General features: G+C 72.9%; 22 protein-coding genes. 16 read left to right on the top strand and 6 right to left on the bottom strand.

Features of this window, described 5'->3' with window-relative positions; genetic code table 11:
- Nucleotides 1-211 precede the first annotated feature (211 nt).
- Genes hppD through OIE75_RS15795 form a run of 3 tightly spaced genes read left to right on the top strand, consistent with a single transcriptional unit; the run spans nucleotide 212 to nucleotide 3,770 of the window.
- Nucleotides 212-1,285, top strand: coding sequence for a 4-hydroxyphenylpyruvate dioxygenase (gene hppD / locus OIE75_RS15805; RefSeq protein WP_307012985.1), 1,074 nt, complete (start codon nucleotides 212-214; stop codon nucleotides 1,283-1,285).
- Complete coding sequence (locus tag OIE75_RS15800; protein ID WP_307012983.1) at nucleotides 1,282-2,448, top strand: alpha-hydroxy acid oxidase; 1,167 nt, start codon at nucleotides 1,282-1,284, stop codon at nucleotides 2,446-2,448. The genes hppD and OIE75_RS15800 overlap by 4 nt, the downstream gene beginning before the upstream one ends.
- Complete coding sequence (locus tag OIE75_RS15795; RefSeq protein ID WP_307012981.1) at nucleotides 2,445-3,770, top strand: aminotransferase-like domain-containing protein; 1,326 nt, start codon at nucleotides 2,445-2,447, stop codon at nucleotides 3,768-3,770. The genes OIE75_RS15800 and OIE75_RS15795 overlap by 4 nt, the downstream gene beginning before the upstream one ends.
- Here the strand turns inward: OIE75_RS15795 and absA2 are convergent.
- On the bottom strand, nucleotides 3,759-4,427 hold the full coding sequence (gene absA2 / locus OIE75_RS15790; protein ID WP_122617551.1) for a two component system response regulator: 669 nt from the start codon (nucleotides 4,425-4,427) through the stop codon (nucleotides 3,759-3,761). The two genes, OIE75_RS15795 and absA2, sit on opposite strands and share 12 nt — an antisense overlap.
- Before the next feature lie 32 nt (nucleotides 4,428-4,459).
- A complete protein-coding gene (locus tag OIE75_RS15785) occupies nucleotides 4,460-6,187 on the bottom strand; it encodes a sensor histidine kinase (RefSeq protein ID WP_307012979.1) in 1,728 nt (575 codons plus the stop codon).
- Between the two features lie 136 nt (nucleotides 6,188-6,323).
- On the opposite strand from OIE75_RS15785, the gene OIE75_RS15780 reads away from it, so the two are divergent.
- The 7 genes from OIE75_RS15780 (at nucleotide 6,324) to OIE75_RS15750 (ending at nucleotide 11,880) form a co-directional block, all read left to right on the top strand.
- The gene (locus OIE75_RS15780) at nucleotides 6,324-7,277 is read left to right on the top strand and encodes an ABC transporter ATP-binding protein (protein ID WP_329471265.1); all 954 of its coding nucleotides are present in this window, start codon (nucleotides 6,324-6,326) and stop codon (nucleotides 7,275-7,277) included.
- Nucleotides 7,278-7,283: 6 nt separating this feature from the next.
- On the top strand, nucleotides 7,284-8,078 hold the full coding sequence (locus tag OIE75_RS15775) for an ABC transporter permease subunit (protein ID WP_122617548.1): 795 nt from the start codon (nucleotides 7,284-7,286) through the stop codon (nucleotides 8,076-8,078).
- Nucleotides 8,079-8,262: 184 nt separating this feature from the next.
- Nucleotides 8,263-8,718 carry a phospholipase gene (locus OIE75_RS15770; protein ID WP_122617547.1) on the top strand — a complete coding sequence of 152 codons (456 nt, stop codon included), beginning with the start codon at nucleotides 8,263-8,265 and terminating at the stop codon, nucleotides 8,716-8,718.
- Nucleotides 8,719-8,777: 59 nt separating this feature from the next.
- Nucleotides 8,778-9,635, top strand: coding sequence for a prephenate dehydrogenase (locus OIE75_RS15765; RefSeq protein ID WP_329471264.1), 858 nt, complete (start codon nucleotides 8,778-8,780; stop codon nucleotides 9,633-9,635).
- A 76-nt stretch (nucleotides 9,636-9,711) separates the two neighbouring features.
- Nucleotides 9,712-10,140 carry a hypothetical protein gene (locus OIE75_RS15760; protein ID WP_329471263.1) on the top strand — a complete coding sequence of 143 codons (429 nt, stop codon included), beginning with the start codon at nucleotides 9,712-9,714 and terminating at the stop codon, nucleotides 10,138-10,140.
- A 203-nt stretch (nucleotides 10,141-10,343) separates the two neighbouring features.
- Nucleotides 10,344-11,522, top strand: a complete 1,179-nt coding sequence (locus OIE75_RS15755; protein WP_329471262.1) for an alpha/beta hydrolase — start codon at nucleotides 10,344-10,346, stop codon at nucleotides 11,520-11,522.
- Between the two features lie 142 nt (nucleotides 11,523-11,664).
- Nucleotides 11,665-11,880, top strand: a complete 216-nt coding sequence (locus OIE75_RS15750; protein WP_122617543.1) for an MbtH family protein — start codon at nucleotides 11,665-11,667, stop codon at nucleotides 11,878-11,880.
- A gap of 67 nt (nucleotides 11,881-11,947) precedes the next feature.
- Here OIE75_RS15750 and OIE75_RS15745 read toward each other — a convergent pair whose 3' ends face one another.
- Together OIE75_RS15745 and OIE75_RS15740 are read right to left on the bottom strand one after the other, a co-directional pair.
- Nucleotides 11,948-13,843, bottom strand: a complete 1,896-nt coding sequence (locus OIE75_RS15745; protein ID WP_329471261.1) for an AfsR/SARP family transcriptional regulator — start codon at nucleotides 13,841-13,843, stop codon at nucleotides 11,948-11,950.
- 750 nt (nucleotides 13,844-14,593) lie between these two features.
- A complete protein-coding gene (locus OIE75_RS15740; RefSeq protein ID WP_307012963.1) occupies nucleotides 14,594-16,984 on the bottom strand; it encodes an HAD-IC family P-type ATPase in 2,391 nt (796 codons plus the stop codon).
- Between the two features lie 266 nt (nucleotides 16,985-17,250).
- Between OIE75_RS15740 and OIE75_RS15735 the strand changes: the two genes are divergently transcribed.
- From OIE75_RS15735 to OIE75_RS15710, 6 genes are read left to right on the top strand one after another with little or no spacing between them, the layout of a single operon-like run.
- Nucleotides 17,251-18,297 carry a class I SAM-dependent methyltransferase gene (locus OIE75_RS15735; protein ID WP_307012961.1) on the top strand — a complete coding sequence of 349 codons (1,047 nt, stop codon included), beginning with the start codon at nucleotides 17,251-17,253 and terminating at the stop codon, nucleotides 18,295-18,297.
- Complete coding sequence (locus OIE75_RS15730) at nucleotides 18,294-19,808, top strand: anthranilate synthase component I family protein (RefSeq protein WP_329471260.1); 1,515 nt, start codon at nucleotides 18,294-18,296, stop codon at nucleotides 19,806-19,808. The genes OIE75_RS15735 and OIE75_RS15730 overlap by 4 nt, the downstream gene beginning before the upstream one ends.
- Complete coding sequence (locus tag OIE75_RS15725; RefSeq protein ID WP_307012957.1) at nucleotides 19,805-20,407, top strand: anthranilate synthase component II; 603 nt, start codon at nucleotides 19,805-19,807, stop codon at nucleotides 20,405-20,407. The genes OIE75_RS15730 and OIE75_RS15725 overlap by 4 nt, the downstream gene beginning before the upstream one ends.
- 16 nt (nucleotides 20,408-20,423) lie before the next feature.
- On the top strand, nucleotides 20,424-21,431 hold the full coding sequence (trpD, locus tag OIE75_RS15720) for an anthranilate phosphoribosyltransferase (protein ID WP_307017952.1): 1,008 nt from the start codon (nucleotides 20,424-20,426) through the stop codon (nucleotides 21,429-21,431).
- Nucleotides 21,428-22,204 carry an indole-3-glycerol phosphate synthase TrpC gene (trpC, locus tag OIE75_RS15715; RefSeq protein WP_307012955.1) on the top strand — a complete coding sequence of 259 codons (777 nt, stop codon included), beginning with the start codon at nucleotides 21,428-21,430 and terminating at the stop codon, nucleotides 22,202-22,204. The genes trpD and trpC overlap by 4 nt, the downstream gene beginning before the upstream one ends.
- A complete protein-coding gene (locus tag OIE75_RS15710) occupies nucleotides 22,201-23,631 on the top strand; it encodes a class II 3-deoxy-7-phosphoheptulonate synthase (protein ID WP_307012953.1) in 1,431 nt (476 codons plus the stop codon). Before trpC ends, OIE75_RS15710 begins: the two co-directional genes overlap by 4 nt.
- A 179-nt stretch (nucleotides 23,632-23,810) precedes the next feature.
- Here OIE75_RS15710 and OIE75_RS15705 read toward each other — a convergent pair whose 3' ends face one another.
- Both OIE75_RS15705 and OIE75_RS15700 read right to left on the bottom strand, forming a co-directional pair.
- Nucleotides 23,811-25,442 (bottom strand): IclR family transcriptional regulator domain-containing protein, encoded by a 1,632-nt coding sequence (locus OIE75_RS15705; protein ID WP_329471259.1) that lies wholly within the window; start codon nucleotides 25,440-25,442, stop codon nucleotides 23,811-23,813.
- A 35-nt stretch (nucleotides 25,443-25,477) separates the two neighbouring features.
- Nucleotides 25,478-26,767, bottom strand: coding sequence for a M6 family metalloprotease domain-containing protein (locus OIE75_RS15700; protein ID WP_329471258.1), 1,290 nt, complete (start codon nucleotides 26,765-26,767; stop codon nucleotides 25,478-25,480).
- Between the last annotated feature and the right edge of the window lie 107 nt (nucleotides 26,768-26,874).

Below are 26,874 nucleotides of genomic sequence, written 5' to 3'. Positions count from 1 at the left end.
GACGCTAGCAAGGCTGCGACGAGATGGTCAATATAGTTATCCGAGTGGATAACCGCAGGTAGGAAGCTTGATAACCAGCTGATAGCGAGGTTATACGGGTCATTTGTAGAGTGTGGTCACGCGCATTTCCCATTGCTGCCCGAGAATGCGGTGAACCCTCTTCCCCGGCGGGTGCTCCCGTATTTCTCCCCTTCATTCATTGGAGATCCGCATGCCGCCCAGTGCCATTGCGTACGCCGAGCTGTACGTCGCGGACGACCGGGACGCCTCCGGCTTCCTCGTCGACAGCCTCGGCTTCGTCCCCCTGGCCGTGGCGGGCCCCGCCACCGGGACGCACGACCGCCGGTCCACCGTGCTGCGCAGCGGTGAGGTCACCCTCGTGGTCACCCAGGCGCTGCGGCCGGACACCGACGTCGCCCGGTACGTGGAGCGGCACGGCGACTCCATCGCCGACCTCGCCTTCAGCTGCGACGACGTGCGGTCCTGCTTCGACCGCGCGGTCCTCGCCGGCGCCACGGCGCTGCAGACGCCGACGCCCTCGCAACGGGCGGGCCAGGACGCCTGGTTCGCCGCCGTCTCCGGCTTCGGGGACCTCCGGCACACGCTGGTCGCCACCGACGGGGACGGCGCGGCGCTGCTGCCGCCCGACCGCGACTGGGCCCTGCTGCCGGCCGCCACCGGCGACGCGGGCCCCCGGCCCTTCCTCGACCACGTCGCCGTCTGCCTGGAGGCGGGCACGCTGCGGAGCACCGCCGAGTTCTACGAGGCGGCCTTCGACATGCCCTACTACTCCTCCGAGTACATCGAGGTGGGCGAGCAGGCGATGGACTCCATCGTCGTGCGCAACGCCGGCGGCGGCATCACCTTCACGCTCATCGAGCCCGACGACACCCGGGTGCCGGGCCAGATCGACCAGTTCCTGACCGCCCACGACGGCCCGGGCGTCCAGCACCTGGCCTTCCTGGTGGACGACATCGTCGACTCGGTCCGCTCGCTCGGCAACCGGGGCGTGGCCTTCCTGCGCACCCCGGGCGCCTACTACGACCTGCTCACCGAGCGGGTCGGCGCCATGGCCGACGCCATCGGCGACCTGCGCGAGACCAACGTCCTCGCGGACCGCGACGAGTGGGGCTACCTGCTGCAGATCTTCACCCGCTCGCCCTACCCGCGCGGCACGCTCTTCTACGAGTACATCCAGCGCAACGGTGCCCGCGGCTTCGGCAGTTCCAACATCAAGGCGCTGTACGAGGCCGTCGAGAGGGAGCGGGAAGTGGCCGGTCGATGACGACCGCCACCCGGCGGCCCGCCGATGCCACCGCCGGGGACCCGGCGCGGGAGCCGCTCACGCTCGACGACTTCGCCGCACTCGCCCGCCGGGAACTGCCGCCCGCGGTGTGGGACTTCATCGCGGGCGGCGCCGGACGGGAGCGGACCCTCGCCGCCAACGAGGCCGTCTTCGACGCGGTGCGGCTGCGGCCCAGGGCGCTGCCCGGCATCGAGGAGCCGGACACCTCCGTGGAACTGCTCGGCTCCCGGTGGGCGGCACCGGTCGGCATCGCGCCGGTCGCCTACCACGAACTCGCCCACCCGGACGGCGAGACCGCCACCGCCGCCGCCACCGGCGCGCTCGGGCTCCCGCTGGTCGTCAGCACCTTCGCGAGCCGGTCCCTCGAAGAGGTGGCCCGCGCCGCGAGCGCGCCGCTCTGGTTCCAGCTGTACTGCTTCCGCGACCACGGCACCACCCTGGACCTGGCCCGTCGCGCGCGGGACAGCGGCTACCAGGCGCTGGTGCTCACCGTCGACACCCCGTTCACCGGCCGCCGGCTGCGCGACCTGCGCAACGGCTTCGCGGTCCCCGCCCACATCACCCCGGCCAACCTGGCCGGTTCGGCGGCGGCCGGCAGCGCGACCCCCTCGGCGCACAGCAGGCTGGCCTTCGACCGCCGTCTGGACTGGTCCTTCGTGGCCCGGCTGGGCGCGGAGAGCGGGCTGCCGGTGCTCGCCAAGGGCGTCCTGACCGCGGCGGACGCCGAGGCGGCCGTGCGGGCGGGCGTCGCGGGCGTCGTCGTCTCCAACCACGGGGGCCGGCAGCTCGACGGTGCTCCCGCCACCCTGGAGGCGCTGCCCGAGGTGGCGGCCGCCGTGCGCGGACGCGTCCCGGTCCTCCTCGACGGCGGCGTCCGCACCGGCGCCGACGTCCTCGCCGCCCTGGCCCTCGGCGCCCGCGCGGTCCTCGTCGGCCGCCCCGCGCTGTACGCCCTCGCGGCGGGCGGCGGACCGGCCGTACGCCGCATGCTCACCCTGCTGACGGCGGACTTCGCCGACACGATGACCCTCACGGGCCACGCGACGACCGGGACGATCACCCCGGACACACTGTTCCGGCCCGACCCCGGCCGGCCCGCCGAGCGCCGTGCGGCGCCGCACACAGACAGGAGCCACGGATGACGACCGCCCGCGTGAGCACGGAACCGGCAGGTGTGCTGCCGCGGAGCGGTCTGCACGCCAGCCTCTCCGCGCCGCTGCTCGACACGATGACCTTCCTCAACGAGGTCACCCTCCGCTATCCGCAGGCGATCTCCTTCGCGCCGGGGCGGCCGTACGAGGGGGACTTCGACGTCGCGCGCGTCCCCGGGCTCATCGAGACCTACCTCGACCACCTGCGCGCCCGCGGCCTCTCCGAGGACCGCGTCCGTACCGCGCTCTACCAGTACGGCGAGACCGCCGGCCAGATCAGGGACATCGTCGCGGGCATGCTCGCCGTCGACGAGGACATGACGGTCGACCCGGCCTCCGTCGTCGTGACGGTCGGCTGCCAGGAGGCCGTACTCCTCACCCTGCGCGCCCTCTTCACCGGCCCCGACGACGTGCTCCTCGTCGACAGCCCCGCCTACGTCGGCATCACCGGCGCCGCGAGCCTGCTGGACATCCCCGTCGTGCCCGTGCCCGGCACCCCGAACGGCCCGAGCCTGGAAGGGCTCGAACGCACCGTCCGGGAGATCGAGGCGAGCGGCCGGCGCGCCCGGTGCCTGTACGTGGTGCCCGACTGCTCCAACCCGACCGGCGTCAGCATGCGCCGCGAGGACCGCACCGCCCTGCTCGACACCGCGGCCCGGCTGGGGCTGCTGCTCCTGGAGGACAACCCCTACGGGGTGTTCAGCCGGGTGCGCCGCCCCACGCTCAAGTCCCTCGACACCGACCGGCGCGTCGTCTACCTGGGTTCCTTCGCGAAGACCGCCTTCCCGGGCGCCCGGGTCGGCTTCGTCGTCGCCGACCAGCTGGTGGCGGGCGCGGACGGCCGCCCGCCGGGTCTGCTCGCGGACGAAGTGGCCAAGGTCAAGAGCATGGTCACCGTCAACACCTCCAGCCTGAGCCAGGCCGCGGTCGCGGGACTGCTCCTCCAGAACGGCGGCGGGCTGCGGTCGGCCAACGAGTCCTCGGCACGCCACTACCAGGCCACCATGCGGTGCCTGCGGGAGACGCTCGCCGCCGAACTGCCGCCCGGCTCACCGGAGACGGCCGGGGTGCGCTGGAACGACCCCGACGGCGGCTTCTTCCTCACCCTCGACGTGCCCTTCGAGGCGGACGAGGCCGCGCTGGACGTCTCCGCGGAGAAGTACGGCGTCATCTGGACCCCGATGCGCCACTTCCACCTGGACGACGCGGGCGACCGGCAGATCCGGCTCTCGTGCAGCTACCTCACCACCGACCGGGCCGCCGAGGGCGCGGCCCGGCTGGCCCGCTTCGTCAAGGACCGCTCAGCGCCCTAGGTCGGCGTCCTGCACCAGTCCCGCCTCGTAGGCGATGATCGCCGCCTGCACCCGGTTGCGGACCTCCAACTGGGTGAAGATGGCGCTGACATACGTCTTGATCGTGCCCTCGACCAGGTGCAGCCGCTGCGCGATCTCCGCGTTGGACAGCCCGGCCCCCAGCATGCCGAGGACCTCCTGCTCCCGCTTGGTCAGCAGCGTGGTGCGCTCCCCGGACACCTCCGAGCGCGGCGAGGGCGCCCGGCGCAGCTCGGTCATCAGCCGACGCGCCACCAGCGGGGAGAGACAGGACCCCCCGGACGCCACGGCCCGCACGCCGGAGATCAGGTCGCGCGGGTCGGACGCCTTGAGGAGGAATCCGGCGACCCCCTGGTCGAGGGCCCGCTCGATGTACTTGTCCTCCCCGAAGGTGGTGAGGACGACGACCGCGGTGTCCGGGTTGGTGGTCCGCAGTTCACCCGCGGCGGTCAGGCCGTCCATCTCCGGCATCCGGATGTCGAGCAGCGCCACGTCGGGGCGGTGCTTGCGGGCCAGTTCGACCGCTTCCCGCCCGTCGGACGCCTCGGCGACCACCTCGATGCCCGGCTCGGTCGTCAGGATGGAGCGGACCCCGGCCCTGATGATGGTCTCGTCGTCGGCGAGCAGTACGCGAATCATCCGGTTCTTCCCTGGTGGTGAGAGATGGTCGGTCAGAGCGTGTCCTTGGCCATGAGGACATCATCCTCGAAACACAGCCGGTACATGGTGTCGCCGAAGTCGAGAAGACTCCTGCTCGCCCGGTAGTACTCGCACGTCGCCCCGGCCGGCACGGCGGGCTCGGAGGTGACCGGCGGCGGCTTCCTGATCCGCCGGTCCGGCAGCACCGGCGCCAGCTCGTCGCGGGTCTCCCCGACACGTATCCCGGCGTACTCCTCGGGGCTGAGCGACGTCGTCGCCGAGGTGAAGACGTAGAGCCCGCCGAGGAACGTCACGATGGCGGCACCGAGCACCACCGGGATCAACGCGGCCCGCCGCGCGTCGCGCCTGAGCCGGGCCCGGGTGCGCAGCAGCGCGGTCCGCGAGGCGCTGAGCCAGGGCGCGGCGGACGCGGGCCGGGCCGCGTCGGCCCCGGCACCCCGCCCGGTCGCAGCGGCCCCGGAACCCGCGTCCTCGCCGCCGCCGACCGCGTCGTGGTCGTCGGGGTGCGGTCCCGGACCGCCGGTGCCGGTGCCCGGCGGTTCGATGTGCCGTGACGGCGAGGACGCGCTGCGCGGCAGGCGCGCGTGCACCTCGAAGCCGCCGGCCCGCGGGCCGGTCCGCAGCGTGCCGCCCGCGAGCCGGACGCGCTCGTCGAGGCCGATCAGCCCGGACCCGCTGCCCGTCGCGGGCGCCTCCGCACCCTGCTCCGGCCGCTCGTTGACGACCGAGACCACGGTCTCGTCCGCCGTGTGCGTGACCCGTACGGTGATGGGGGCACCCGGCGCGTGCTTGGCCGCGTTGGTCAGGGCCTCCTGCACCACCCGGTAGGCCGCGAGGTCGGACAGCAGCGGGGTGCCCGGCCGGTCCCGCGCCCCGTCCTCCTGGAAATCCACCGGCATGCCCGACGGCTGGAAGCGGCGCACGAGCTGGGCGATGGACTCGTGGGCGGGGGTCAGCGAGGGCGTGGGGTCCTCCCGCAGCAGCCCGATCACCTCGTGCAGCCGCTCGGTGGCCATCGTGCACCGCTCGCGCAACTGCCCGACGGACTCCCGGTGCTGCTCCGACAGACCCGGGGCCAGTTCGAGACCACCGGCGAGCAGCGCCATCACGCTCAGCTCGTGGCCCAGGGAGTCGTGCATGTCCTGCGCGATCCGGGCCCGCTCCTTCAGCCGCGCCTGGTCGGCGATGTAGCGCTGGCGCCACTCCAGTTGCTCGGCGTGCTCCCAGCCGGCGTGCGTCAACGCGGTCCGCTGGCTCCACCAGTTGCCCGCCCACCAGGGCAGCACACAGGCGATGAACTCCGTCATCAGCAGGCTCAGCCAGTCCTTGGACTGGGCGACCGTACTCACCAGCAGGAGACCGGCCACCGCGACGCACAGGAACACCAGGTGCGCCGGCCACAACCGGGTCAGTCTGCGGCCCGCGAGGCAGCTCAGCACCACCGTCGCCATCGACGGCCACAGGCTCGCGCCGAACCACGGATAGAACAGCGTGAGGAGCGCCGCGAGCAGCAGCGACAGCAGCGGAGCGGTGCGCTGCACCACCACCGCCGCGGTGATGACCAGGCACGCGGTCAGCCAGCTGACCGGCGTGCTCACGAGCGCCTCGGTGCTGAAGGCGGAGGGCGCCAGCAGCACCAGGAGCAGCACCAGATCGCCACGCCGGGCGAACGGGCGTTCGGAGCCCAGGACCCGCAGAAGCGATTCGGTTCGTCGGCGCACGGCCTGCCATCGGTGCATTCCAGCACGCTACAAGAGGCGTTGCGGGCTCCGGATCTGCCGAAAGTCGAATGCGGTCGTTGCCGATCGCCAGATGTTTTCGCCCTTCCCCTCTCCCTAGCGTTGAGGACGTGACTTTGGAAGGAGCCACCAGGCGATGATCACTTTGGACCGACTGACCAAGCGGTACGGCGACAAGACGGCCGTCTCGGACCTCTCGTTCGAGATCAACCCGGGAAAGGTCACCGGATTCCTCGGCCCGAACGGCGCGGGGAAGTCGACGACCATGCGCATGATCGTCGGTCTGGACGCGCCGACGTCCGGGCGGGCCCTGGTGGGCGGCAAGCGGTACGAGGAGCTGCGGCACCCGTTGCGCGAGGTCGGCGCCCTGCTCGACGCCCGCGCGGGCCACCCCGGCCGCTCGGCCCACCAGCACCTGCTCGGCCTGGCCCGCAGCAACGGCATCCCGGCCTCCCGGGTCGCCGAGGTCCTGGAGACCGTCGGCCTGACCGAGGTGGCGAAGAAGCGCATCGGCTCCTTCTCCCTCGGCATGGGCCAGCGGCTCGGGATCGCCGCGGCCCTGCTGGGCGACCCGAAGGTGCTGCTCTTCGACGAGCCGGTCAACGGCCTCGACCCGGACGGTGTGCGCTGGGTCCGCGAGCTGATGCGCTCCCTGGCCGCCGAGGGCAGGACGATCTTCGTCTCCAGTCACCTGATGAGCGAGATGCAGGAGACCGCCGACCACCTCCTGGTCATCGGCCGCGGAAAGATCATCGCCGACGCGCCGATCGAGGAGGTCATCGCGGGCAGCTCGCTGACCGCCGTCCGGGTCCGGACCCCGCAGCCCGACGTGCTCAGGCGCGAGCTGCTGGAGTTCGGTCTGCGGGTCGAGCCGAACGCCGGCTCCGAGCCCGACGAGCTCCTCGTCGTGGGCGGCACCCTGGAGGAGATCGGCGACCTGGCCTTCCACCACCGCGTCCCCATCCACGAACTCAGCATGCGCAAGGCCAGCCTGGAACAGGCGTACATGGAACTCACCGCCGCGAGCGTGGAGTACGGCTCTCCCGCGCTCGCCCAGGTCACCGAAGTCCCGGACCACCAGAAGGCGTAACTGGATATGACTACTACAACCGTCCCCAAGCTCGTGGGCCCAGTGAAGGGCGGCGGCTTCAAGGGCGCCGTCGCGTTCGAATGGACCAAGTTCTGGAGTGTCCGGGCCACTTGGTGGAACCTGGTCGTCGGCCTGGTGCTCACCGTGGGCTTCGCCGCCATCGTCGGCGCGTCGGCCGACGCCAGCGCGAAGAAGGGCGTCGACGTCACGATGCCCGCTCCGCACCACGCCTCGCAGGCATTCCTCATCTCCCAGCTGACCATCGTGGTGCTCGCCACCCTCGCCCTCACCAGCGAGTACTCCAGCGGCTCCATCCGCACCACGCTCCAGAGCGTGCCCAAGCGTGGCCGGATGCTCCGCTCCAAGACCCTGGTGATCGCCGCGGTCGTGGTCGTCGCCGGCTTCGTCTTCAGCCTGCTGGGCACCCTGGTGGCCGCACCCCTGATGGGCGACTACGGCGACTACACCGGCGGCCAGTTGTTCGGCACCGCGCTCGGCGCCGGGGTCTACCTCGCCCTCCTCGCCGTCATGGCGATCGGGCTCGGCACCGTCCTGCGCAGCGCCGCGGGCACCATCACGACCCTCATCATGGTGCTGCTCGCCCTGCCCCAACTGATGGGCGTCGTGGGCGCCAAGTGGCTGGAGACCGCCTCCGACTACATGCCCAGCGTCGCCGGCACCGTCCTGCTGACCCAGGACAGCGACCCGTACGGCGGCGGAACCGCCCTGCTGGTCCTCCTGCTGTGGGCGCTGGCCGCCTACGTCGCCGGTGCCGCGGTCCTGCGCCGCCGAGATGCCTAGGACACCCGTACTCCTCCCCCCACGGAAGAGGAAGGGGCCGCACTCCGCCAGCCGGGTGCGGCCCCTTCGCCGTGTCACCTTCGCCGTGTCCGGACGGGGCGCGATAGCGGTGCGATAAGGGGCCCATAGCGGGTCTCGCCAAGGTGGTTGAGCCGCATCCTCACCCCACCTTGGAGGCCGTCCCATGCGCACCACGACGAAGACCAGGACCACCCTCGCCGCCCTCGGTTCGGCGCTCGCGCTCGGCATCGCCGCCGCCCCCGCCCAGGCGGCCCCCGCGGACAAGCCGCAGGTGCTCTCCTCCTTCACGCAGACCAGCGCGTCCAGCCAGAACGCGTGGCTCGCGGCCAACCGCAACCAGTCCGCCTGGGCCGCCTACGGATTCGACTGGTCGACCGACCTGTGCACCCAGGCGCCGGACAACCCCTTCGGCTTCCCCTTCGACAACGCCTGTGCGCGCCACGACTTCGGCTACCGCAACTACAAGGCGGCCGGCCAGTTCGACGCCAACAAGAGCCGCATCGACAGCGCCTTCTACGAGGACATGAAGCGCGTCTGCACCGGCTACACCGGCGAGAAGAACACGGCCTGCAACAGCACCGCCTGGACCTACTACCAGGCGGTCAAGATCTTCGGCTGAGCGGAAGCGAGGGCGGCAGCGGGACCGGGACCGGGTCCCGGCCGAGGAGAGGAAGACGGATGCGCAGCGTCGTCATCGTGGGCGCCGGGGTGATCGGCTGCTCCGTGGGGCTCGCACTGCGACGGCACGGCGTGACCACCTACCTGGACGACGCCGACCCCGAGGCGGCGCTGGCCGGCGAACGCTGCGGGGCCGGATTCGCGGCGCGTCCCCCGCGGCAGGCCGACATCGCGGTGCTCGCGGTGCCGCCCGACCAGGTCGCCCCGGTCCTCGCCGAGCACCAGAAGCTCGGCACGGCCCGCTGCTACACCGACGTCTCCGGCGTCAAGGTACGACTGCACCGCGAGGTCAGGGCCTACGGCTGTGACCTGACCTCGCTGGTCAGCGGCGCCCCCGTGGTCGGCGGCGGAGAGCGCCCCGCGCAGCCCCGGGCCGACCTCTTCGACGGCAGGCCCTGGGCGCTCACCCCCACCGAGGCCACCGGGAACCTCGCCCTGAACTGCGCGCTGGAACTGGTCGCGCTGTGCGGGGCGGTCTCGGTGCTGCTCGACCCCGAGGCCCACGACCGTGCCGTCGCCCTCGTCTCGCACGCGCCGCACCTGGTCGCGAGCCTCGTCGCCGCGCGCCTGCTGGGCGGCGACGAGTCGGCCGTGCGGCTGGCCGGCCAGGACCTGCGCGACGTCACCAGGACCGCGGACGGCAACCCCGAGCGGTGGGCCCAGACCCTGACCGCCAACGCCGGTCCCGTCGCCGACCAGTTGGACGACTGGGCGGCCGAGGCGCAGGCCGTGGCCCGCGAACTGCGGGACGCCGCCCGGTCCGGGGACGCCACCGGGCCGGTCCGGCTGCGGGAGGCCCTGCGCTTCGGCGTGGCGGGCCGGGCCCGCATCCGCGAGCCGGACACACCCCGGCCCTGAGGCCTGGAGGGAACCACGGACCACCGTACGGACGGCACCACGCACGGACCGGAACCACCGACGGAAGGACACGACCATGCGCGGAATCCTGCGTGCCACGGCTCTCACCGCGGCGATCGGCGCGGCCGCCCTGCTCCCATCGACGGCGGCCTCCGCCACGCCCGGCCAGAACGCGGCGCCCGGCTGTGTGACGGACAGCGGGACCGAGGACTTCGGCCGGGGCGAGATCACCGTCTGCGTCGGCGACGACGGCGTACGCGTGACCGGCCACGTCGAGGACCTCAAGCCCGGCGGCCCCTTCACCGGCGGTGACTCCGCCTGCGTGGCCTGGAACATCACCTGGGAGACCGCGTCCGGAACCGCGTCCAGCACCAGCTACCTGGCCTGCCCCCACTTCTCGGGCGAGGCGTACGTCGAGTTCGACTTCGACCCGACCGAGTCGGAGTACGGCCCGAAGAACGTCACCGGTGTGCGCGACACGAGCCTCGTGACGATCTACATGTGAGGGCCCTGCCGAAAGAACCCCTGCCGTAGGAAAGGGGAAAGCGGCGAAGCGAATGACCAAGGTCCAGGCGTATCACCGTTCGGCCCACGGAGATCGCACAGACTTCTGCCGACCAAGGTCATGAATCCGCCGTCCCCGCTTTCACCTCGCCTTTTCCGCTCCTAACGTCATCGGTGTTCCTGCTTCCGACGAAGTGAGCGCGGATGACGAAGGTGACCCGGTCCGGCCGTCCGGCGCGTCGATGCGCCGCCCTCGCGGCCGCGCTGCTGCTGGCCGTCGCACCCTCCTACGCGGGCGGCCGGAGCGCGGCCGCCGCCCCGGCCCCCAAGGTGGCGCGCGCCGCGCCCACCGCCCTGCCCGCCCTCCCCGCGCCGACCGGCGCCCTGCCGGTCGGCCTGCGCACGGCACAGCTGAGCGACACCTCCCGGCGCGACCCCTGGAACCCGGACCGGCACCGCGAGCTGACGGTGTCGCTCTGGTACCCCGCGCTGCCCTCCCGGGCGCCGCACGCCTCCTACGTCACCGCGCGGGAGTCGGAGCTGATCCTGCGCTTCCACCGGGTGAAGGGCGTGCCCGCCGACCTGCTCAGCCGCACCCGCGTCCACGCGCGCCTGGCCCCGCCGCCGCTGCCCGCGCCCCCGCGCGGCCTGCCCCTCGTCCTGCTGTCACCGGGCTTCACGCTGCCCCGCACCTCGCTGACCGGGCTCGCCGAGGAACTGGCCAGCCGGGGCTACGCCGTCGCCGCCGTCGACCACGCCTACGAGGCCCCGGCCATCAGCCACCCCGACGGCCGCGTGACCGGCTGCCTGGCCTGCGAACGACGCCCGGAGGGCGCCCGGGTGGCCGCCGTCCGCGCCGCCGACCTCCGCTTCCTGCGCGAGCGCCTGCTCCGGTCGCCCGGCACCGCGGGGCTGGGGCCGCTGGACCCGTCGCGGGTGGCGGTGGTGGGCCACTCCGTGGGCGGCGCCGCGGCCTTCGAGGCGCTGCGCACCGATGCCGGCTTCGCCGCCGCCGCCAACCTGGACGGCACCGTGCACACCGCCGGGAAGAGCCCGGTGGACCGGCCGTTCCTGCTGCTCGGCGCGGGCGGGCACGGCCGTCCGGGCGCCGACCCCACCTGGGAGCGGGCCTGGAAGGACCTGTCCGGGCCGCGCCGCTGGCTCTCGGTGCGCGGCGCGGGCCACCTGTCCTTCACCGACTACGCGCCGCTCCTGGAGCGGACCGGCGCGGCGGGCCCCGAGGTCACGCTCGGCGCGGCGGACGCCCAGCGGATCACCCGTGAGCTGGTGGCGGCCTTCCTCGACGAGCGGCTGCGCAGCCACGGCCCCCGGCTCGACACGGCGGCCCGGCACGACCCGGAGGTCGTCGACCACGGTCGCTGAGCGGGCCCTGCGCGACCCGCGCCGGCCCGCGGAAAAACGGATCGATATCGGAAGGAAAAACGGTCCCCGTACCTTGACGGTGGTCGGCAGGGTCCGCAACCCGCGCAGAGTCTTTGCCCGACGCTCCCGGAAGGAATGCGAAGTGACCAATCCGTTCGAAGACGCAGACGGCCGCTACCTCGTGCTGGTCAATGACGAGGGGCAGCACTCGCTGTGGCCGTCGTTCGTGGACGTGCCCGCCGGATGGACGGTCGCCTTCGGCGAGTCCGACCGGGAGGCGTGCCTGGAGTACGTGGAGAAGAACTGGACGGACATGCGGCCCAGGAGCCTCGTGGAGGCGATGAGCGCCGGCAACTGACGCCCCCGCACGACGCGACGGCCCGTACGACCCCGGCAGGGGCGTACGGGCCGTAGTCGTGGCCGGATCAGTCGGTGCCCACCCCGCACGGGGTGGCGGCCACCAGGGAGTGGAAGGCGTGCAGCCGCACCAACTCCTGCCACCGGTAGCGCATCTCGCCCCAGGCGCTGCGGCCCACCGCCTCCACGAGCTGGGCGTCGACCAGGGTCTCGATCAGATCCTCGGCCTCCAGCAGGTCCGTGCCGAGCACCTTCGCCGCCTCCGCGGCCTCGAACTCCGAGTCGTCGAGGCGGCTCAACTCCCGGTAGGCGGCGGCCACCCTGGGATCCAGGTCCCGCATGCTGCGGTCCAGCCGGGCGCGCAACGAGTCGTCACCGATGCTGAGTTCCGCCAGCCGGTCGCCCGAGCGCTCCAGCCGGCGGACCAGATCGAGGACCCGCCAGTGCGTCTTGGTGAGCAGCCGGGCCGCGGCGGCCCGCAGCGCCAGCGGGGTGTGCCCGCACAGCGCGGCGAGGCGGCTGGTCGCCTCGGGGGAGTCCTCCGCCCTGGCGTCCCGCAGCACGCTGGTGAGCGTCTCCCGGGACTCGTCGTCCGACAGCGGCGCGACGCGCAGCCGCAGGGCGCGGTACTTCTGCATCAGCTCGTCCAGGTTGGCCCGGCCGGTGATCAGGACGCAGCACCCGCCGCTCGTGGGCAGCAGATGACGCACCTGGGCGTACGACGAGGCGTGGTCGAGCACGATCAGGACGCGTCGGCCCTCCAGCATCCCGCGGTACCGCTCGGCCGCGTCCGCGGGCTCGGCGGGCAGCGGGCCCTCGGCTCCCAGCTGGCGCAGGAACTGGTGGAGCACGGTCAGCGTGTCGCCCTCCCGGAGGTCGGCGAAGAGCTGCCCGTCCGGGAATCTGTGTGCCGTGCGGTGCGCCCAGTTGACAGCGAGGCTGGTCTTTCCGATTCCGGGACTTCCGGTGATGTAGGCGATGGGGGGTGGATTCTGTGCGGATCCGTCGAGCAGCACATCATCCATCAGCCACTGCTCCCGACTACGCCCGATGAAGTAGGCGTCGCTTTCCGGAAGCTGACTCGGAACGGTCTGCCGGACCTCTCTTTGCGGCGCCGCTATGCCGGGGACATCGAGCTGCGGGAATTCGTCCCGGAGGATCGAGTCGTGCAGTGTCTGGAGGTCGGTGCCCAGTTCGAGACCGATCTCTTCGATGGAGTGTCGCATTCCGTCGCGGAATGTCGACAGCGCCTCCGCCCGTCGGCCCGATCGGTACTGGGCGAGCATCAGGTAGTAGCGCAGCCGGTCCCGCAGCGGGCAGGCGCCCACCAGCGCCTGGAGTTCGCCCAGCACGGCCTGGTGTTCGCCGAGTTGGAGGCGGAGCGCCATGTGCTGTTCCACGGCCAGCATCCGCTGTTCGTCCAGGCGGGCCGCCTCGGTCTCGGCGAAGGGCGCGTAGACGCCGCCGAGCGCGGGGCCGCGCCACAGGGCCAGCGCCTGGCGCAGCGCCTCCGCCGCCGGAGCCGGGCGGTTCTCCACCGTCAGCTCCGTGGCCCGGGCGACCAGTTGCTCGAAACGGAGCGAGTCGAGCGAGTGACCGGCGAGGCTGAGCATGTAGCCGGGCGTGGCCGTGACGATGGTTTCCTGGTCCCAGCCCGCGGTGCGGAAGATCTTGCGCAGAGTGGCGATGCAAATGGCCACCTGAGTGCGCGCCGTACTCGGCGGACGCCCGTTCCAGACCTTCTCTATCAGGGAATCAAAAGACACCACCTGATTGAACGAGAGAAGCAGGGCGGAGAGTACGGCCCGCTGCCTGGGACCGCCCACCGTAAGACCTCGGCCGTTCATTTGTACTTCGAGCGGCCCGAGCACTCCGAATTCGAGACCGACGGCGGGTATTTCCTTTTGGGAGTTCTCCGCGGTGCCGATTCTCTTGTATATCGGTTCTATCAGCCGAAGATCCATGACCTCTTGATACCCCCGCGTCAAGTTGTGCTGATGTCTGCGTGCCGAAATGCTCCGGATCTTTTGGGTGCCGTGGACATGAAAACTGCGCGAAGATCGGGTCAGCCGGGTTCACCGCTGGTAGGGCCCTCGTCGCCATGTCACTCACCTCCGGATCCGGTTGCTTCGTCAGGAGTTCCTGGGTTGTGTGAGTACCTCACTTCCGCTCGAGTCCATACGCCCGGCCCGGTGGCCGGGCGGCAGAGGGGGAGGGAGCGCGTCGCGAATGTCACTGTCGTGGTCGCCGGCGCGGCACCGCCTGCGGCTCGGCCCAATGTGACCTGCGGATTTTATCCGTCGTAGCTGGCTCCCCCCTGCCTGCAGTCGAATAATACGGATCTTCTTTGAGTCCAACACTCAACTTTCGTCAGGTCTCTGCCCTGGCTTTGGATAGTGCGCCGTTTCCTATTGCTCCGGGGCTTGGAACAGGCCCCCCGGTTACCCGTCGGTCACCTCGCATGTGGATTGTGTAAAAAATGTGAACTCCGCTGGTGGCGGCCGATGTTGTGGCCCGCCGCGGCCGACGCGGCCGCAGGGGCTCGGGGCGCTCCGGAGCCGTCGCGTCCGGTGGTACCGGTGCCGAGGTTTGGCTGGATCGTGACGCCCCTTGCGTCAGGGAGCCGTACGGACGCACAGACGAAAGGGACGCCCGGCACGGGCCGGGCGTCCCTTCCTCTCACCGGGCGGTACGGGGGATGACCGCCCGGTCGCTCACTCGGCGTCGAGCCCGCGCCGCATGCGGGCCCAGACCACCTCCAGCAGCAGTCCGGCGACCGCCGCACAGGCGACCGCCGTCCACGGAGCGGCGACACCGACCAGCTTCAGCTGGAAGAACTCCTGGAGCCACGGCACCACGAGCACCACCGCGAAGCTCACCGCCATGGTCAGCACCAGCGCCACCCGCCACCAGGTGTACGGACGGGCGATGATGGCCAGGGCCCACAACGCGGTGAGGAACAGCGCGAGCGTCGCCGCCGAGGTCTCGGCGTCCAGGTTGTCGTCGTACACGGTCCGGGCGACCAGGTAGGCCACCGAGGTGGCGGTGGCCGCCAGCACGCCGGCCGGGATCGCGAACCTGAGGACACGGCCGACGAAGTTGGCCCGGGCACGCTCCTTGTTGGGGGCGAGCGCGATGAAGAACGCCGGGATGCCGATGGTGAGGGAGCCGATCAGGGTGATGTGGCGCGGCAGGAAGGGGTAGGGCACCTGGGCCAGCACGACGACCAGCGCCATCACCACCGAGTACACGGTCTTGGTGAGGAACAGGTTGGCCACCCGCTCGATGTTGCCGATCACCCGGCGCCCCTCCGCGACCACCGAGGGCAGTGCGGAGAAGTTGTTGTTCAGCAGGACGATCTGCGCGACCGCCCGGGTGGCCGGGCTGCCCGAGCCCATCCCCACGCCGATGTCCGCGTCCTTGAGCGCGAGGACGTCGTTGACGCCGTCGCCGGTCATCGCCACGGTGTGGCCGCGCGACTGGAGGGCGCCCACCATGTCCCGCTTCTGCTGCGGCCCGACCCGCCCGAAGATGGAGTTCTCCTCGACGGCGTCGGCCAGTTCCTTCGGGTCCTCGGGCAGGAACCGGGCGTCCACCGGCCGCTCGGCTCCCGGCAGCGACAGGCTGGAGGCGACGGCGCCCACCGAGACGGCGTTGTCGCCCGAGATCACCTTCGCCGTCACACCCTGGTCGGCGAAGTACTGGAGCGTCGCCGGCGCCTCCTGGCGCACCCGCTGCTTGATGACGACGAGCGCGGCGGCCGTGACCGCGTCGGGCACGGCCCCGGGGTCGTCCATGAGCGCGTCCAGCTGCCGCGAACAGCGCGCGAGGAGCAGCACGCGCAGCCCCCGCGCCCCGTAGGAGTCGGCGGCGGTGAGCACCGAGTGGCCGGCCGGCAGCATCGCGTCCGGCGCGCCGAGCAGCCACGCCGACTCGGTGCCGGACGGTTCGACGAAGGAGGCGCCGCTCCAGCGCCGCGCGGACGAGAAGGGCGCGGTGGCGGTGCGCCGCCAGTCACCGGGAGCGGGGTAGGACTCGATGATCGCCTGGAGGCTGGAGTTGGGGCGCTCGTCGGCGGCGCCGAGCGCGCCGAGTACCGCCTCGACCGGCACGTCCGGCAGCAGCGGCAGGACCTCGTCGACGTCCATCGACGCCTCGGTGAGCGTGCCCGTCTTGTCCAGGCAGACCGTGTCCACCCGGGCCAGCCCCTCGATCGCCGGCAACTCCTGCACGAGGCACTGCTTCTTGCCCAGCCGGACCACGCCGACCGCGAAGGCCAGTGAGGTCAGCAGCACCAGGCCCTCGGGAACCATGGGGACGAGACCGCCCACCATGCGCCGGATCGCCTCGGAGAAGTTGTCGTCGTTCACCACGAACTGCGTGATGATCAGCGCGATGCCCGCCGGGATGATCGCCCAGGTGACGAACTTCAGGATCCGGTCGATGCCGTTGCGCAGCTCGGAGTTGACCAGGCTGAAGCGCTTGGCCTCTTCGGCGAGCTGCGAGGCGTACGCCTCCCGGCCCACCCGGGTGGCGGTGAACGCCCCCGATCCGGCGACCACGAAGCTGCCGGACATCACCGGGTCGCCGGGCTGCTTGACCACCGGGTCGGCCTCGCCGGTGAGCAGTGACTCGTCGACCTCCAGGTTGTCGCCCGAGGTGACGGTGCCGTCCACCACGATCTTGTCGCCCTGACCGAGATCGATGGTGTCGTCGATGACGATCTCGGAGGCGCTCAGCTCGACCCGCTGCCCGTCCCGCCAGACCCGCGGCCGGCTCTCACCGACGATCGCGAGCTGGTCCAGGGTCCGCTTGGCGCGCACCTCCTGGATGATGCCGATCAGTGTGTTGGCGAGGATGACCCCGCCGAACAGTCCGTCCTGCACCGGCCCGACGATCATCACGATGACGAACAGCACGCCGATGATCGCGTTGATGCGCGTGAACAGGTTGCCCCGGACGATCTCTCCGATGCTGCGGCTCGACCGGGCCGGCACATCGTTGACCTGCCCCGCCGCGACCCGTTCGGCGACCTCCGCCGCGCTCAGGCCGCCCCTCCCGCCGACGCGCGTCGTGCCCCCCGGCTCGTCCAACTGGTTCTTCATCCCTGACGCCCTCCCGGGCTCGACTCCGCGCTCAGTTCCGGTCTCGGCTGCGTCCCCCGCCACGTGACTGTAGGAGCCCGTCATCCACCGCCACCAGGCACGAACGACGTCTCTTGCGCCTTACTTTCGACAGGGACGGACCTTGGCCCGGCGGGGCGAAAGCCGATCGATATCGAGCAGAAAGTTGACGCTCCTAGCGTCGTGCCGGCAGCCCGGCGGGCATCGCGTTGGCCCGCGCCCACCCCCACCCGAGGAGATCCCGACGCATGCACGCACAGACGAGCGGACACCCCGTGACCGGGGACGACGTGCGAGGACAGCTGGCGGAACTGCGTCGGCACCACCCCGAGTTGCACGCCCTCGCCGACCCGCGGCGGATCGCCGCGTGGGAGGCGGCCAGGGACGCCACCCCGCCGCGGCACGACGACTTCGGCGCCGAGGGCGAGGGCAGCCGGGGCGTGGAGTACGTGCAGGCCCAGGCCCTCAACCGGCGGGCCCGGGAGACCGGGATCAGGAAGCTCCTCGGCTTCGCCGACACCGCCCGCCGCACGCCGGACGGCGAGCGGCCCGTCCTGGTCGACCTGCTGGGCGGCGACGGACTGGTCCGCATGGTGTGCGAGGAACTGGGCATCGGCGACTTCAACATCCTCACCTGCGACGCGTCCCCCCACATGGTGACGACGGCGTGGGCGGCGGGCGTGCCCGCCCTGCTCCAGCGGGCCGAGCAGCCACTGCTGCGCGACGGCAGCGTGGACGCCGTACTCCTGGCCTACGGCTCGCACCACGTGCCGCCCTCGGACCGCCAGACGGTGGCCACCGAGGCGCGCCGGATGCTCCGCCCCGGCGGCACGTTCGTCCTGCACGACTTCCTCGTCGGCTCCCCGGCGGACGTGTGGTTCGAGGAGGTCACCGACGTGTACTCGGCGACCGGCCACAAGTTCCTCCACTTCACCCGGGACGAGATCGACGGATACCTGGAGAAGGCCGGCTACGACCACCGCGAGGTCGTGGAGATCGACGACCCGTACACCGCCGTCGGCGCCACCCCCGAGGAGGCCGAGCTGGAGATCGGCCGGTACCTGCTCAACATGTACGGGCTGGTCAAGGTCTTCGAGGGCCGCACCGAGACCGAGGCGTACCGCTGGGTGGCCGAGACCGCGAAGGCCGTCTTCCGCTACCCGGACGCGCCGGAGGGCCTCACCTCCTGCGCACTGCGCCGGGAGGAGGCCGCCGGCGGGTGGCGCGTCACCATCCCGCGGCGCGCCGTCGTCGGAGTGGGCCGGGTCTCCTCCGCCGCCGGGAAGGCGGCATGACCACCCACGCCACCGGGTCCGGGGCGCGCACGGCGTACGCACCGGACCCGCGCGAGGCGGCCGCGGCGGCCCGCGCCACCGTCCCGGACCGCTCCGCCGCCGCGGCACTGGCCCGGGAACACGACGTCATCCCGCTCCACCAGGAGTTCCTGGACGACGCCATCAGCCCCGTGACCGCCTTCTCCCAGCTGTGCGGACCGGACGAGGCGGGCTTCCTGCTGGAGAGCGTGCCCGTCTCCGGCGGGGTGGCACGCTACTCGTACGTCGGCCACCGCCCCGTCCCGCTGGACCTGCCCGGCGGCGACCCGCTGACCGCGCTGCGCGGCTTCCTGGCCCGGTCCGCGGCTCCGGTGCGCGGACTGCCTCCGTTCCACGGCGGGATCGTCGGCTACCTCGGCTACGAGGCGGCCCGCCATTTCGAGGACCTCCCCGTCGCCGGGGGACCGCCGCCCGGCCTTCCCGAGTCCGCCTTCCTGGCCGCCGACGACCTCGTCGTCTTCGACCACGCGACGCGGCGGGTCCTGCTGATGACCCTGTACCGCCCGGCCCTGGAGTCCTACGACGACGCCGTCGCCCGGATCACGCACCTCAACCGCAGGCTGCGCGAGGCGGACCGGCCCGCCGGGTTCGCCGGCCGGCCGCTCGCCGGCGCCGCACCGGTGGACACCGAGACGGACGGCTGGACCGCCAACCTCACCGAGGCGGAGTTCACGGACCGCGTCGCCCGCGCCCGCGAGCACATCGCGGCCGGCGACGCCTTCCAGATCGTGCTCTCCCGGCGGCTCAGCAGACCCCTGCGCGCCGCACCGCTCGACCTGTACCGGCACCTGCGGGCCACCAACCCCTCGCCGTACATGTACCACCTGAGCCTCGGCGGCGGCCGGCACATCATCGGCGCCTCGCCCGAACTCCTCGTCAAGGCGACCGGCCGCACGGTACGCACCCGGCCCCTGGCCGGCACCCGCCCCCGGCACCCCGACCCCGCCGAGGACCTGAGGCTGGAGCGGGAACTGCTCGCCGACGAGAAGGAGCGCGCCGAACACGTGATGCTGGTCGACCTCGGCCGCAACGACCTCGGCCGGGTCACCGAACCGGGCACCGTCCGGGTCGAGCGGCTGATGCGGGTCGAGCGCTTCTCCCACGTGATGCACCTGTCGTCCACCGTCGCCGGAGACCTCGCACCGGGCCGGGACGCGCTGGACGCCCTGCGCTCCGCCTTCCCCGCCGGCACCCTCTCCGGAGCGCCCAAGATCCGGGCCATGGAGATCATCGCCGAGCTGGAGCCCGAGCGGCGCGGCGTGTACGGCGGTGCCCTCGGGTTCGTCGGCGCGGACGGCCTGACCGACTTCGCCATCGCGCTGCGCACCGTGGTCGTCGCCGACGGGCAGGTGCACGTGCAGGCGGGCGCCGGGCTCGTCGCCGACTCCGACCCCGCCGCCGAGTTCCGCGAGACGCTGCACAAGTCGCGGGCGATGCTCACAGCCGTACGCCGGGCGGAGGCCGGGACATGAGCGCACCGTACGGAACCCGCCCGGGTGCCGGGCCGCGCGTCGCGGTCGTCGACAACTACGACTCGTTCACCTACAACCTCGTCCACTACGTCGCCGAACAGGGCGGCCGGCCCACCGTCTTCCGCAACGACGCCGTCGGCCTCGCCGACCTCGCCGCGTTCGACCTGCTGCTGCTCTCGCCCGGTCCCGGCACGCCGGACGAGGCGGGGATCTGCGTCGAAGCGGTCCGCGCACTCGGCGCCCGGCTGCCGATCCTCGGCGTCTGCCTGGGCCACCAGAGCATCGCGGCGGCCTTCGGCGGCTCGGTGGTGCGCGGCGAACAGGTGCACGGCAAGGCGTCCGCGGTGCACCACGACGGCAGCGGCGTCCTGGCCGGCCTGCCCGACCCGTTCACCGCCACCCGGTACCACTCGCTCGTGGTCGCGCCCACCGGTCTGCCGGACGAACTGGTCGTCACGGCCCGCACGGCGGACGGCACGATCATGGGCCTGCGCCACCGCGAGCACCCCGTCCACGGGGTGCAGTTCCACCCGGAGTCGGTGCTCAGCCCCGAGGGCAAGCAGCTGATCGCGAACTTCCTGGAGTGCGCTGATGATTGAGTCCCTGAGAACGCTCGTGCGGCGCCCCCTCACCGAGGGCGAGGCCGCCGACGCGATGCGCGTGATCATGCGCGGCGAGGCCACCGCGGCCCAGATCGCCGGGTTCGCGCTGGCCGTCACGGTGCGCGGCGCGTCCGTGGACGACCTGGTCGGCATGGCCCGCGCCGCCCAGGAGTTCGCCACGCCGGTGCCGTGCGAGGGTGACCTGCTCGACACCTGCGGGACCGGTGGCGACGGGCTGAACACCTTCAACATCTCCACCGCGTCCGCGATCGTCGCCGCCGCCTGCGGGGTACGGGTCGCCAAGCACGGCAACCGCAGCGCCTCCTCCGCCTGCGGCAGCGCCGACGTGCTGGAGGAGCTGGGCATCCGCATCGACCTCGGCGCCGAGGAGGCCGCGGCCTGCCTGGAGCGCGCCGGGATCACCTTCCTGTTCGCCCCGGTCTTCCACCCGGCCTTCCGGCACACGGCGGGCCCGCGCCGGGAACTGGGCGCGCGGACCGTCTTCAACCTGCTCGGGCCGCTGTGCAACCCGTCGGGCGCCCGGCTGCGCACCCTGGGCGTGCCGAGCCGGGAGCTGGTGGAACCGATGACCGAGGTCCTCGACCGGCTCGGCGTCACCAGCGCCCTGGTCTTCCACAGCGAGGACGGCATGGACGAACTGAGCACCGGCGCACCGGCCCACATGGTCGAGCTGCGCGACGGCCGCCGCACCACCCACCGCTTCGACCCCGCCGACCACGGACTGGCCAGGTCCGGGCCCGGCGACCTGGCCGGCGGCGACCGCGCCGTCAACGCGGCCGTCGTCCGCCGCGTCCTGTCCGGTGAACGCGGCCCCGCGCGGGACGTGGTGCTGCTCAACGCCGCCGCCGCCCTGCGCGTCGCCGACCTGGCCGGCACCTGGCCCGACGCGCTGCGGCTCGCCGGGACCGCCGTGGACAACGGCGCCGCCGCCGACCTGCTCGACCGCTGGACCCGCGCCTCCTGGCAGCGCGCGGACGCGGACGTGGAGGTGCCGGCGTGAGCGGCATCCTCACCACCCTCGTCGCCGACGCGGAACTCCAGACGCGTCGCCGCCGCGCGGCACGTCCCGAGGCGGAACTGGCAGACCTGGCCGCCGCCGCGCCCCCCGCCCGGGACTTCGCCGCCGCACTGCGCGAACCGGGCCTCGCAGTCATCGCCGAGATGAAGCCCCGCAGCCCCTCCAAGGGGCCGCTCACCGACGACTACCGCCCCGCCGAGCTGGCCCGCGCCTACCAGGACGGCGGCGCCCACGCCCTGTCGGTGCTCACCCACGAGGCCGGGTTCGGCGGCAGCCCCGAGCACCTGGCCGTCGCCCGCGCCGCCTGCGAGCTGCCCGTGCTGCGCAAGGACTTCGTCACCGACGAGTACCAGATCCTGGAGGCCCGCGCGCTCGGCGCCGACGCCCTGCTGCTGATCGTCGCCGCGCTGAGTCCGGAGCGGCTGGCCGAACTCCTCGCCCACACCCGGGCACAGGGCATGGAGGCGCTGGTCGAGGTGCACGACGAGCGGGAGGTGGACGTGGCCCTCGCGGCGGGCGCCGACGTCATCGGCGTCAACCACCGCGACCTGCGGGACTTCTCGATCGACCGGACCCTTTCGGCCCGGCTGCGCGGGCGGGTGGGCACCGGACGCGTCATGGTCGGGGAGAGCGGAGTCCGCGGCGCGGCGGACGCCCGTGCGCTGGAAGGGGCCGGGGTCGACGCGGTCCTGGTCGGAGAACTGCTCATGCGGGCCGGGGATCCCGGTGCCACGATCAAGGAACTGGTCGGATGACGGCGAGCGACACGCACACGACACGACGGGCGGTCCCGGACGGGGCCCCGGCGACGGGCGGCGGTGGACGGGGCGCGTGGAGCCCGGACTCGTGGCGCGGCCGCCCGGCCGCCCAGCAGCCGGACTGGCCCGACCCCGAGGAGCTGCGCGGGGTGGAGAACACCCTCGCCCTGCGGCCGCCGCTGGTGCTCCCCGAGGAGATCCTCGACCTGCGCCGCTCCCTGGCCCAGGTCGCCGCCGGGGAGGGCTTCCTGCTCCAGGCGGGCGACTGCGCCGAGCGGTTCGGCTCCTGCACCGAGGCCGGGGTGCGCGGCAAGCTGCGGGTGATCCTGCAGGTGGCCATCCTGCTCACCTACGGATCCGGGCTGCCGGTGGTCAAGGTGGGCAGGATCGCGGGCCAGTTCGGCAAGCCCCGCAGCCGCCCCACGGAGACCGTCGATGGCGTCGAACTGCCCGCGTTCCGCGGCGACATCGTCAACCGGCCCGAGTTCACCGCCGAGGCCCGCCGCCCGGACGCCGGACGGCTGTTGAGCGCCTACCACCACGCCTCGGCGGCCCTGAACGTGCTGCGCGCGCTGACCCTGGGCGGCTACGCCGACCTGGGCCAGGTGCACGACTGGAACCAGGAGTTCGTCCGGCGCAGCGCCGCCGGACAACGCTACGAGAAGGCCGCCGACGACATCACCTGGGCCCTCAGGTTCATGTCCGCGTGCGGCCTGGACACCCGCTCCCAGGCGGCCCTGCACCAGGTGCAGCTCTACACCTCGCACGAGGCGCTGCTGCCCCAGTACGAACAGGCGCTGATCCGCTACGACGAGAAGCGGCGCGGCTGGTTCGACACCAGCGCCCACATGCTGTGGATCGGCGACCGCACCCGGCGGCTCGACGGGGCGCACGTGGAGCTGCTGGCCGGGGTGGACAACCCGATCGGCGTCAAGGTGGGCCCGTCCACCGGCGCCGACGACCTGCGCGAGCTGTGCGAACGGCTCGACCCGGACCGCGCCCCGGGCAGGCTCGTCCTGATCAGCCGGCTCGGCGCCGGACGCGGCGCGGAGCTGCTGCCGCCGCTGCTGCGGGCCGTGCGCGACGCCGGGCACACCCCGGTGTGGGCCTGCGACCCCATGCACGGCAACACCTTCGTCTCGGAGAGCGGCTACAAGACCCGCCGGCTGTCCGACATCACCACCGAGGTCGCCGAGTTCTTCGCTGCGCACCGCGAGGAGGGCCTGCACCCGGGCGGCATCCACCTCGAACTCACCGGCGACGACGTCACCGAATGCCTGGGCGGCGACCTCGACGAGGTCCTGGACACTCACCTGGCCAGCCGCTACGAGACCGCCTGCGACCCACGGCTGAACGCCGCCCAGTCCATCGAACTCGCCTTCCGCGTCGCGGAGTTCCTCCGGGAGCAGCGCAGCGGGGCCTGAGCCGTACTGCCGAAGGTAAGTTCCACGCCTGACGAACGCCAGGTGTGGCGCGCGGGACGGTCTCCGTACCCTCGTGCCAGGGCCTGAAATTCCCCCGCAGGCTCCGTTCGAACCGGCCCGGGGGCGGCGATCCGACCTCTGCGGACCGCCGCCCCCGGGCCGCCGCCGTTTCCGCGGGGTCAGACGGCGGGCACCCGGCAGAAGCGCCCCGCCACCCGCAGTTCGGTCTCGATGAGGTCCGCCGTGCGCCGCAGCTCCGGCAGGACCCGCGTCACGCACTCCTCCGTCGTCCGGCGGGCCGCGTGCATCGCCACGTTCACGGCGGCCACCACCCGTCCCGTACGGTCGCGCACCGGGACCGCGACGGCGCGCAGCCCGGCCTCCAGCTCCTCGTCGACCAGGGCGTGGCCCCGCGCCCGCACCTCCCGCAGCACGTCGGACGGTGTCCCGGCGCCGTCCGGGCGGCCGGCCAGCAGCACGCGCCCCAACGCGGTCGCGTACGCGGGCAGCCGGGTACCGACCGTGACCCGGGCGCTCAGCACGCGGCCGGTGGACGCCCGGGCCGTGTACTGGATCTCCTCGCCCGTCTCCGACAGGACGGCCAGCGCCGCCGACTCGTGCACCCGGCCGGCCAGCGCGGTCAGGTGCGGCTGGGCGATCTCGGGCAGGGACGTGCGGGAGAGCGGCGGGAAGCCGAGCGAGAGCACCCGGGGGGTGAGCGCGAACGCCCGGTCGGGCGCCGGTGCCACCAGCCCCGCGTGCTCGTAGGTGATCAGCGCCCGGCGGGCGGTCGCGCGGGCCAGACCGGTGGCCTTCGCGACCTCGGTGAGGGTCAGCGCCGGGCGGCCCGCGCCGAAGGCGGTCAGCACGGTCAGCCCGCGGGCCAGCGACTCCACGAACTCCCGGCCCAGCTCCTGTTTGGACGCACCGGTCCAGGTGGCCAGGCCGGAGGGCGGCGGCCCCGGTTCCGGTGGCGGCGCGGTGCGCAGGTCGTCCTCCATCGCGGCGACCGCCGCGCGCAGCCGGGGGAGCAGGGCGGCCCGCAGGTCCGGTGCCGTGTGGCGGCTGGTGTGGCTCACCACGCTCGCCACGCAGGCCACCCGTCCGGTGCCGGGGTCGCGCACCGGGACCGATACCGCCACCAGGCCCGGCTCGATCAACTGGTCGTCCAGCGCCCAGCCGTCGCCCGCCGCCCGCTCCGTACGTCGCTCGAAGTCCTCGTCCGGGGTGCCGTGTTCGCGCGGCGGTACGGCGGGGAAGCCGCGGTCCTCCGGGTCGGCCGCCCGGCGCCGGTGCCAGCGGTGCCAGTCGGCCGGCGTCCACTCGGCGGCGAACAGCGGTCCCGGCGCGGTGCGTTCGGCGGGCAGGAGGTCGCCGATGCGGAAGCTCAGGGACATCGCGCGGCGACGGGTGGCCTGGTGGATGAAGCGGATGCCGTCCCGGTCGCCGACCGCCAGCGACACCGACTCGTCCAGTTCGTCGGCGAGGGCGTCGGCGCGGGCGGCCAGCAGGTCGGGCAGGCGGAGCGCGGCGAGGTAGGCGTTGCCCAGTTCCATCAGCCGGGGGGCGAGGGACACGTCGCGGCCGTCCAGGCGGACGTATCCCACGCGGGCGAGGGTGGCGGTGAGGCGGTCGACGGTGGACCGGGCCAGTCCGGTGGCCTTCTCCAGCCCGCTGAGGCTGAGCGCGCCGCCGTCCGCCTCGGTCAGCCGGCGCAGCACGGCGATCCCGCGCAGCAGCGGCGCCACCGCCTCGTCCGGCACGGCGGCGGCCCCGTCGCGTGCGACGGCGTTCGTGGTGTTGGCGGGCATCGGCTCTCCGGTACGGCGTTCGCGGCAGGGCTACGTTAATCCCGCTCGCCGCGGGTGACCCGCACCCGGTGGTCGCCGTTCCCGTCCGCCCCCGCCACCTTGATCGTGACGTCCCGGGCCGGGTCCTGGAAGGTCTCGCCCGGGGTGAAGGCGGCGTCGGAGAGTTCGGCGTGGACGTTCGGACCGCGGGTGCAGCCGCCGCTGTCGCGCTGGGAGTCGTAGACCTTCACCGGGCCCATGCCGGTGTCGACGTCCGCGTCGACCTTGTAGACCAGCACACCCGGCCGGCACACCGTCTCGTCGTTGCCCGCCTGGGTGCGCAGCTCCACCGCGTAGCCGGACTCGCCGTCCAGCGGGACGACCACCAGCTTGTCGCCGCCCCTGCGGGCCAGCGGCGTCAGCGTGTACTCGGTCGTCCCGGCCGCCGCGGCGCAGTGCACCTGGGAGGGGTCGAGCCAGCCCAGCTTCCACTTGTGCCAGCCGAGGAGGTCGTTGTTGGCGCCCCAGTCCTCGCTCATGATGTCCCAGTGCCCGACGGCGCCCCCGCCGTCCTGGGTGTAGAGGTCGGGGAGCCCGAAGACGTGGCCGTTCTCGTGCGGCAGCACCCGGTAGCCGGTCTCGTCGTAGGAGCCGGAGCCGTCGTCCTGGCGGGAGTAGACGAAGGACGCGTTGGCCACCGGGACGCCGTCGGCGACCGGGGCGTCGGCGTTCCCGGCGAAGGTCACGGACAGCACCGTGTCCAGGGCGGACGGGCCCGCGTTGGGGGTGACCAGCACGTTCAGCAGGTCGTAGGAGCGGAAGTCCACCTCCGCGTCGGCCGTCGCCACGAGGTCCTGGACCATTTTGCGGTAGCCGGGTTCGAAGGGGGCGCCGCGCTCTATGGCGTACTCCGCGAACGACTTCGGCATCCGCAGCCAGTCCCGTACGGGGGTCTCGGGGCGGTAGTCGAGGCGGCCGTAGGAGCTGGTGCGGAACCACTCCTCGGTCTTCGGGAAGAACTCCGCGAACCGGTCGAGCGCCTCGCCCTCGCCGGGCGCGTCGGAGAAGTCGATCATCAGGTTCAGGGCCCGGACGGTGCCGGTCGAGGGGGCGTAGCCGGCGGAGGTCGGGACGCCCTCGGACATCTGGATCTCGGGTCCGCCACTGATCATGCAGGGGCCGTGCGCGGAGGAGCGGGAGAGGGCGGCCGGTCCGGCGCCCGCGGTGCCGGGCGCGAGGCCGCCGGTGCTCGCCGAGGTGCTGAGCGCGAGGGTCAGGACGCCGACGGTCCCGATCGCGGCCAGCCGGCGCGGACGTATGCGTCGGCTCGGCGGCTGCGCCTGCATGCGGACCTCCCCGCATCACGGCAGCCGCCCGGCACCGGCTGCGCTCCTGCGCTCACCCTGTGCCGGGGGGTGTGGGGGCGCGCGCTGGAGCGGCCGATCGTGGGTTT

Origin of the sequence: Streptomyces sp. NBC_01723 (genome assembly GCF_036246005.1) — a bacterium.
GTDB lineage: Bacteria > Actinomycetota > Actinomycetes > Streptomycetales > Streptomycetaceae > Streptomyces.
The sequence above is the reverse complement of the archived record's forward strand: the minus strand, read 5'-3'. Positions and strand labels throughout refer to the sequence as shown.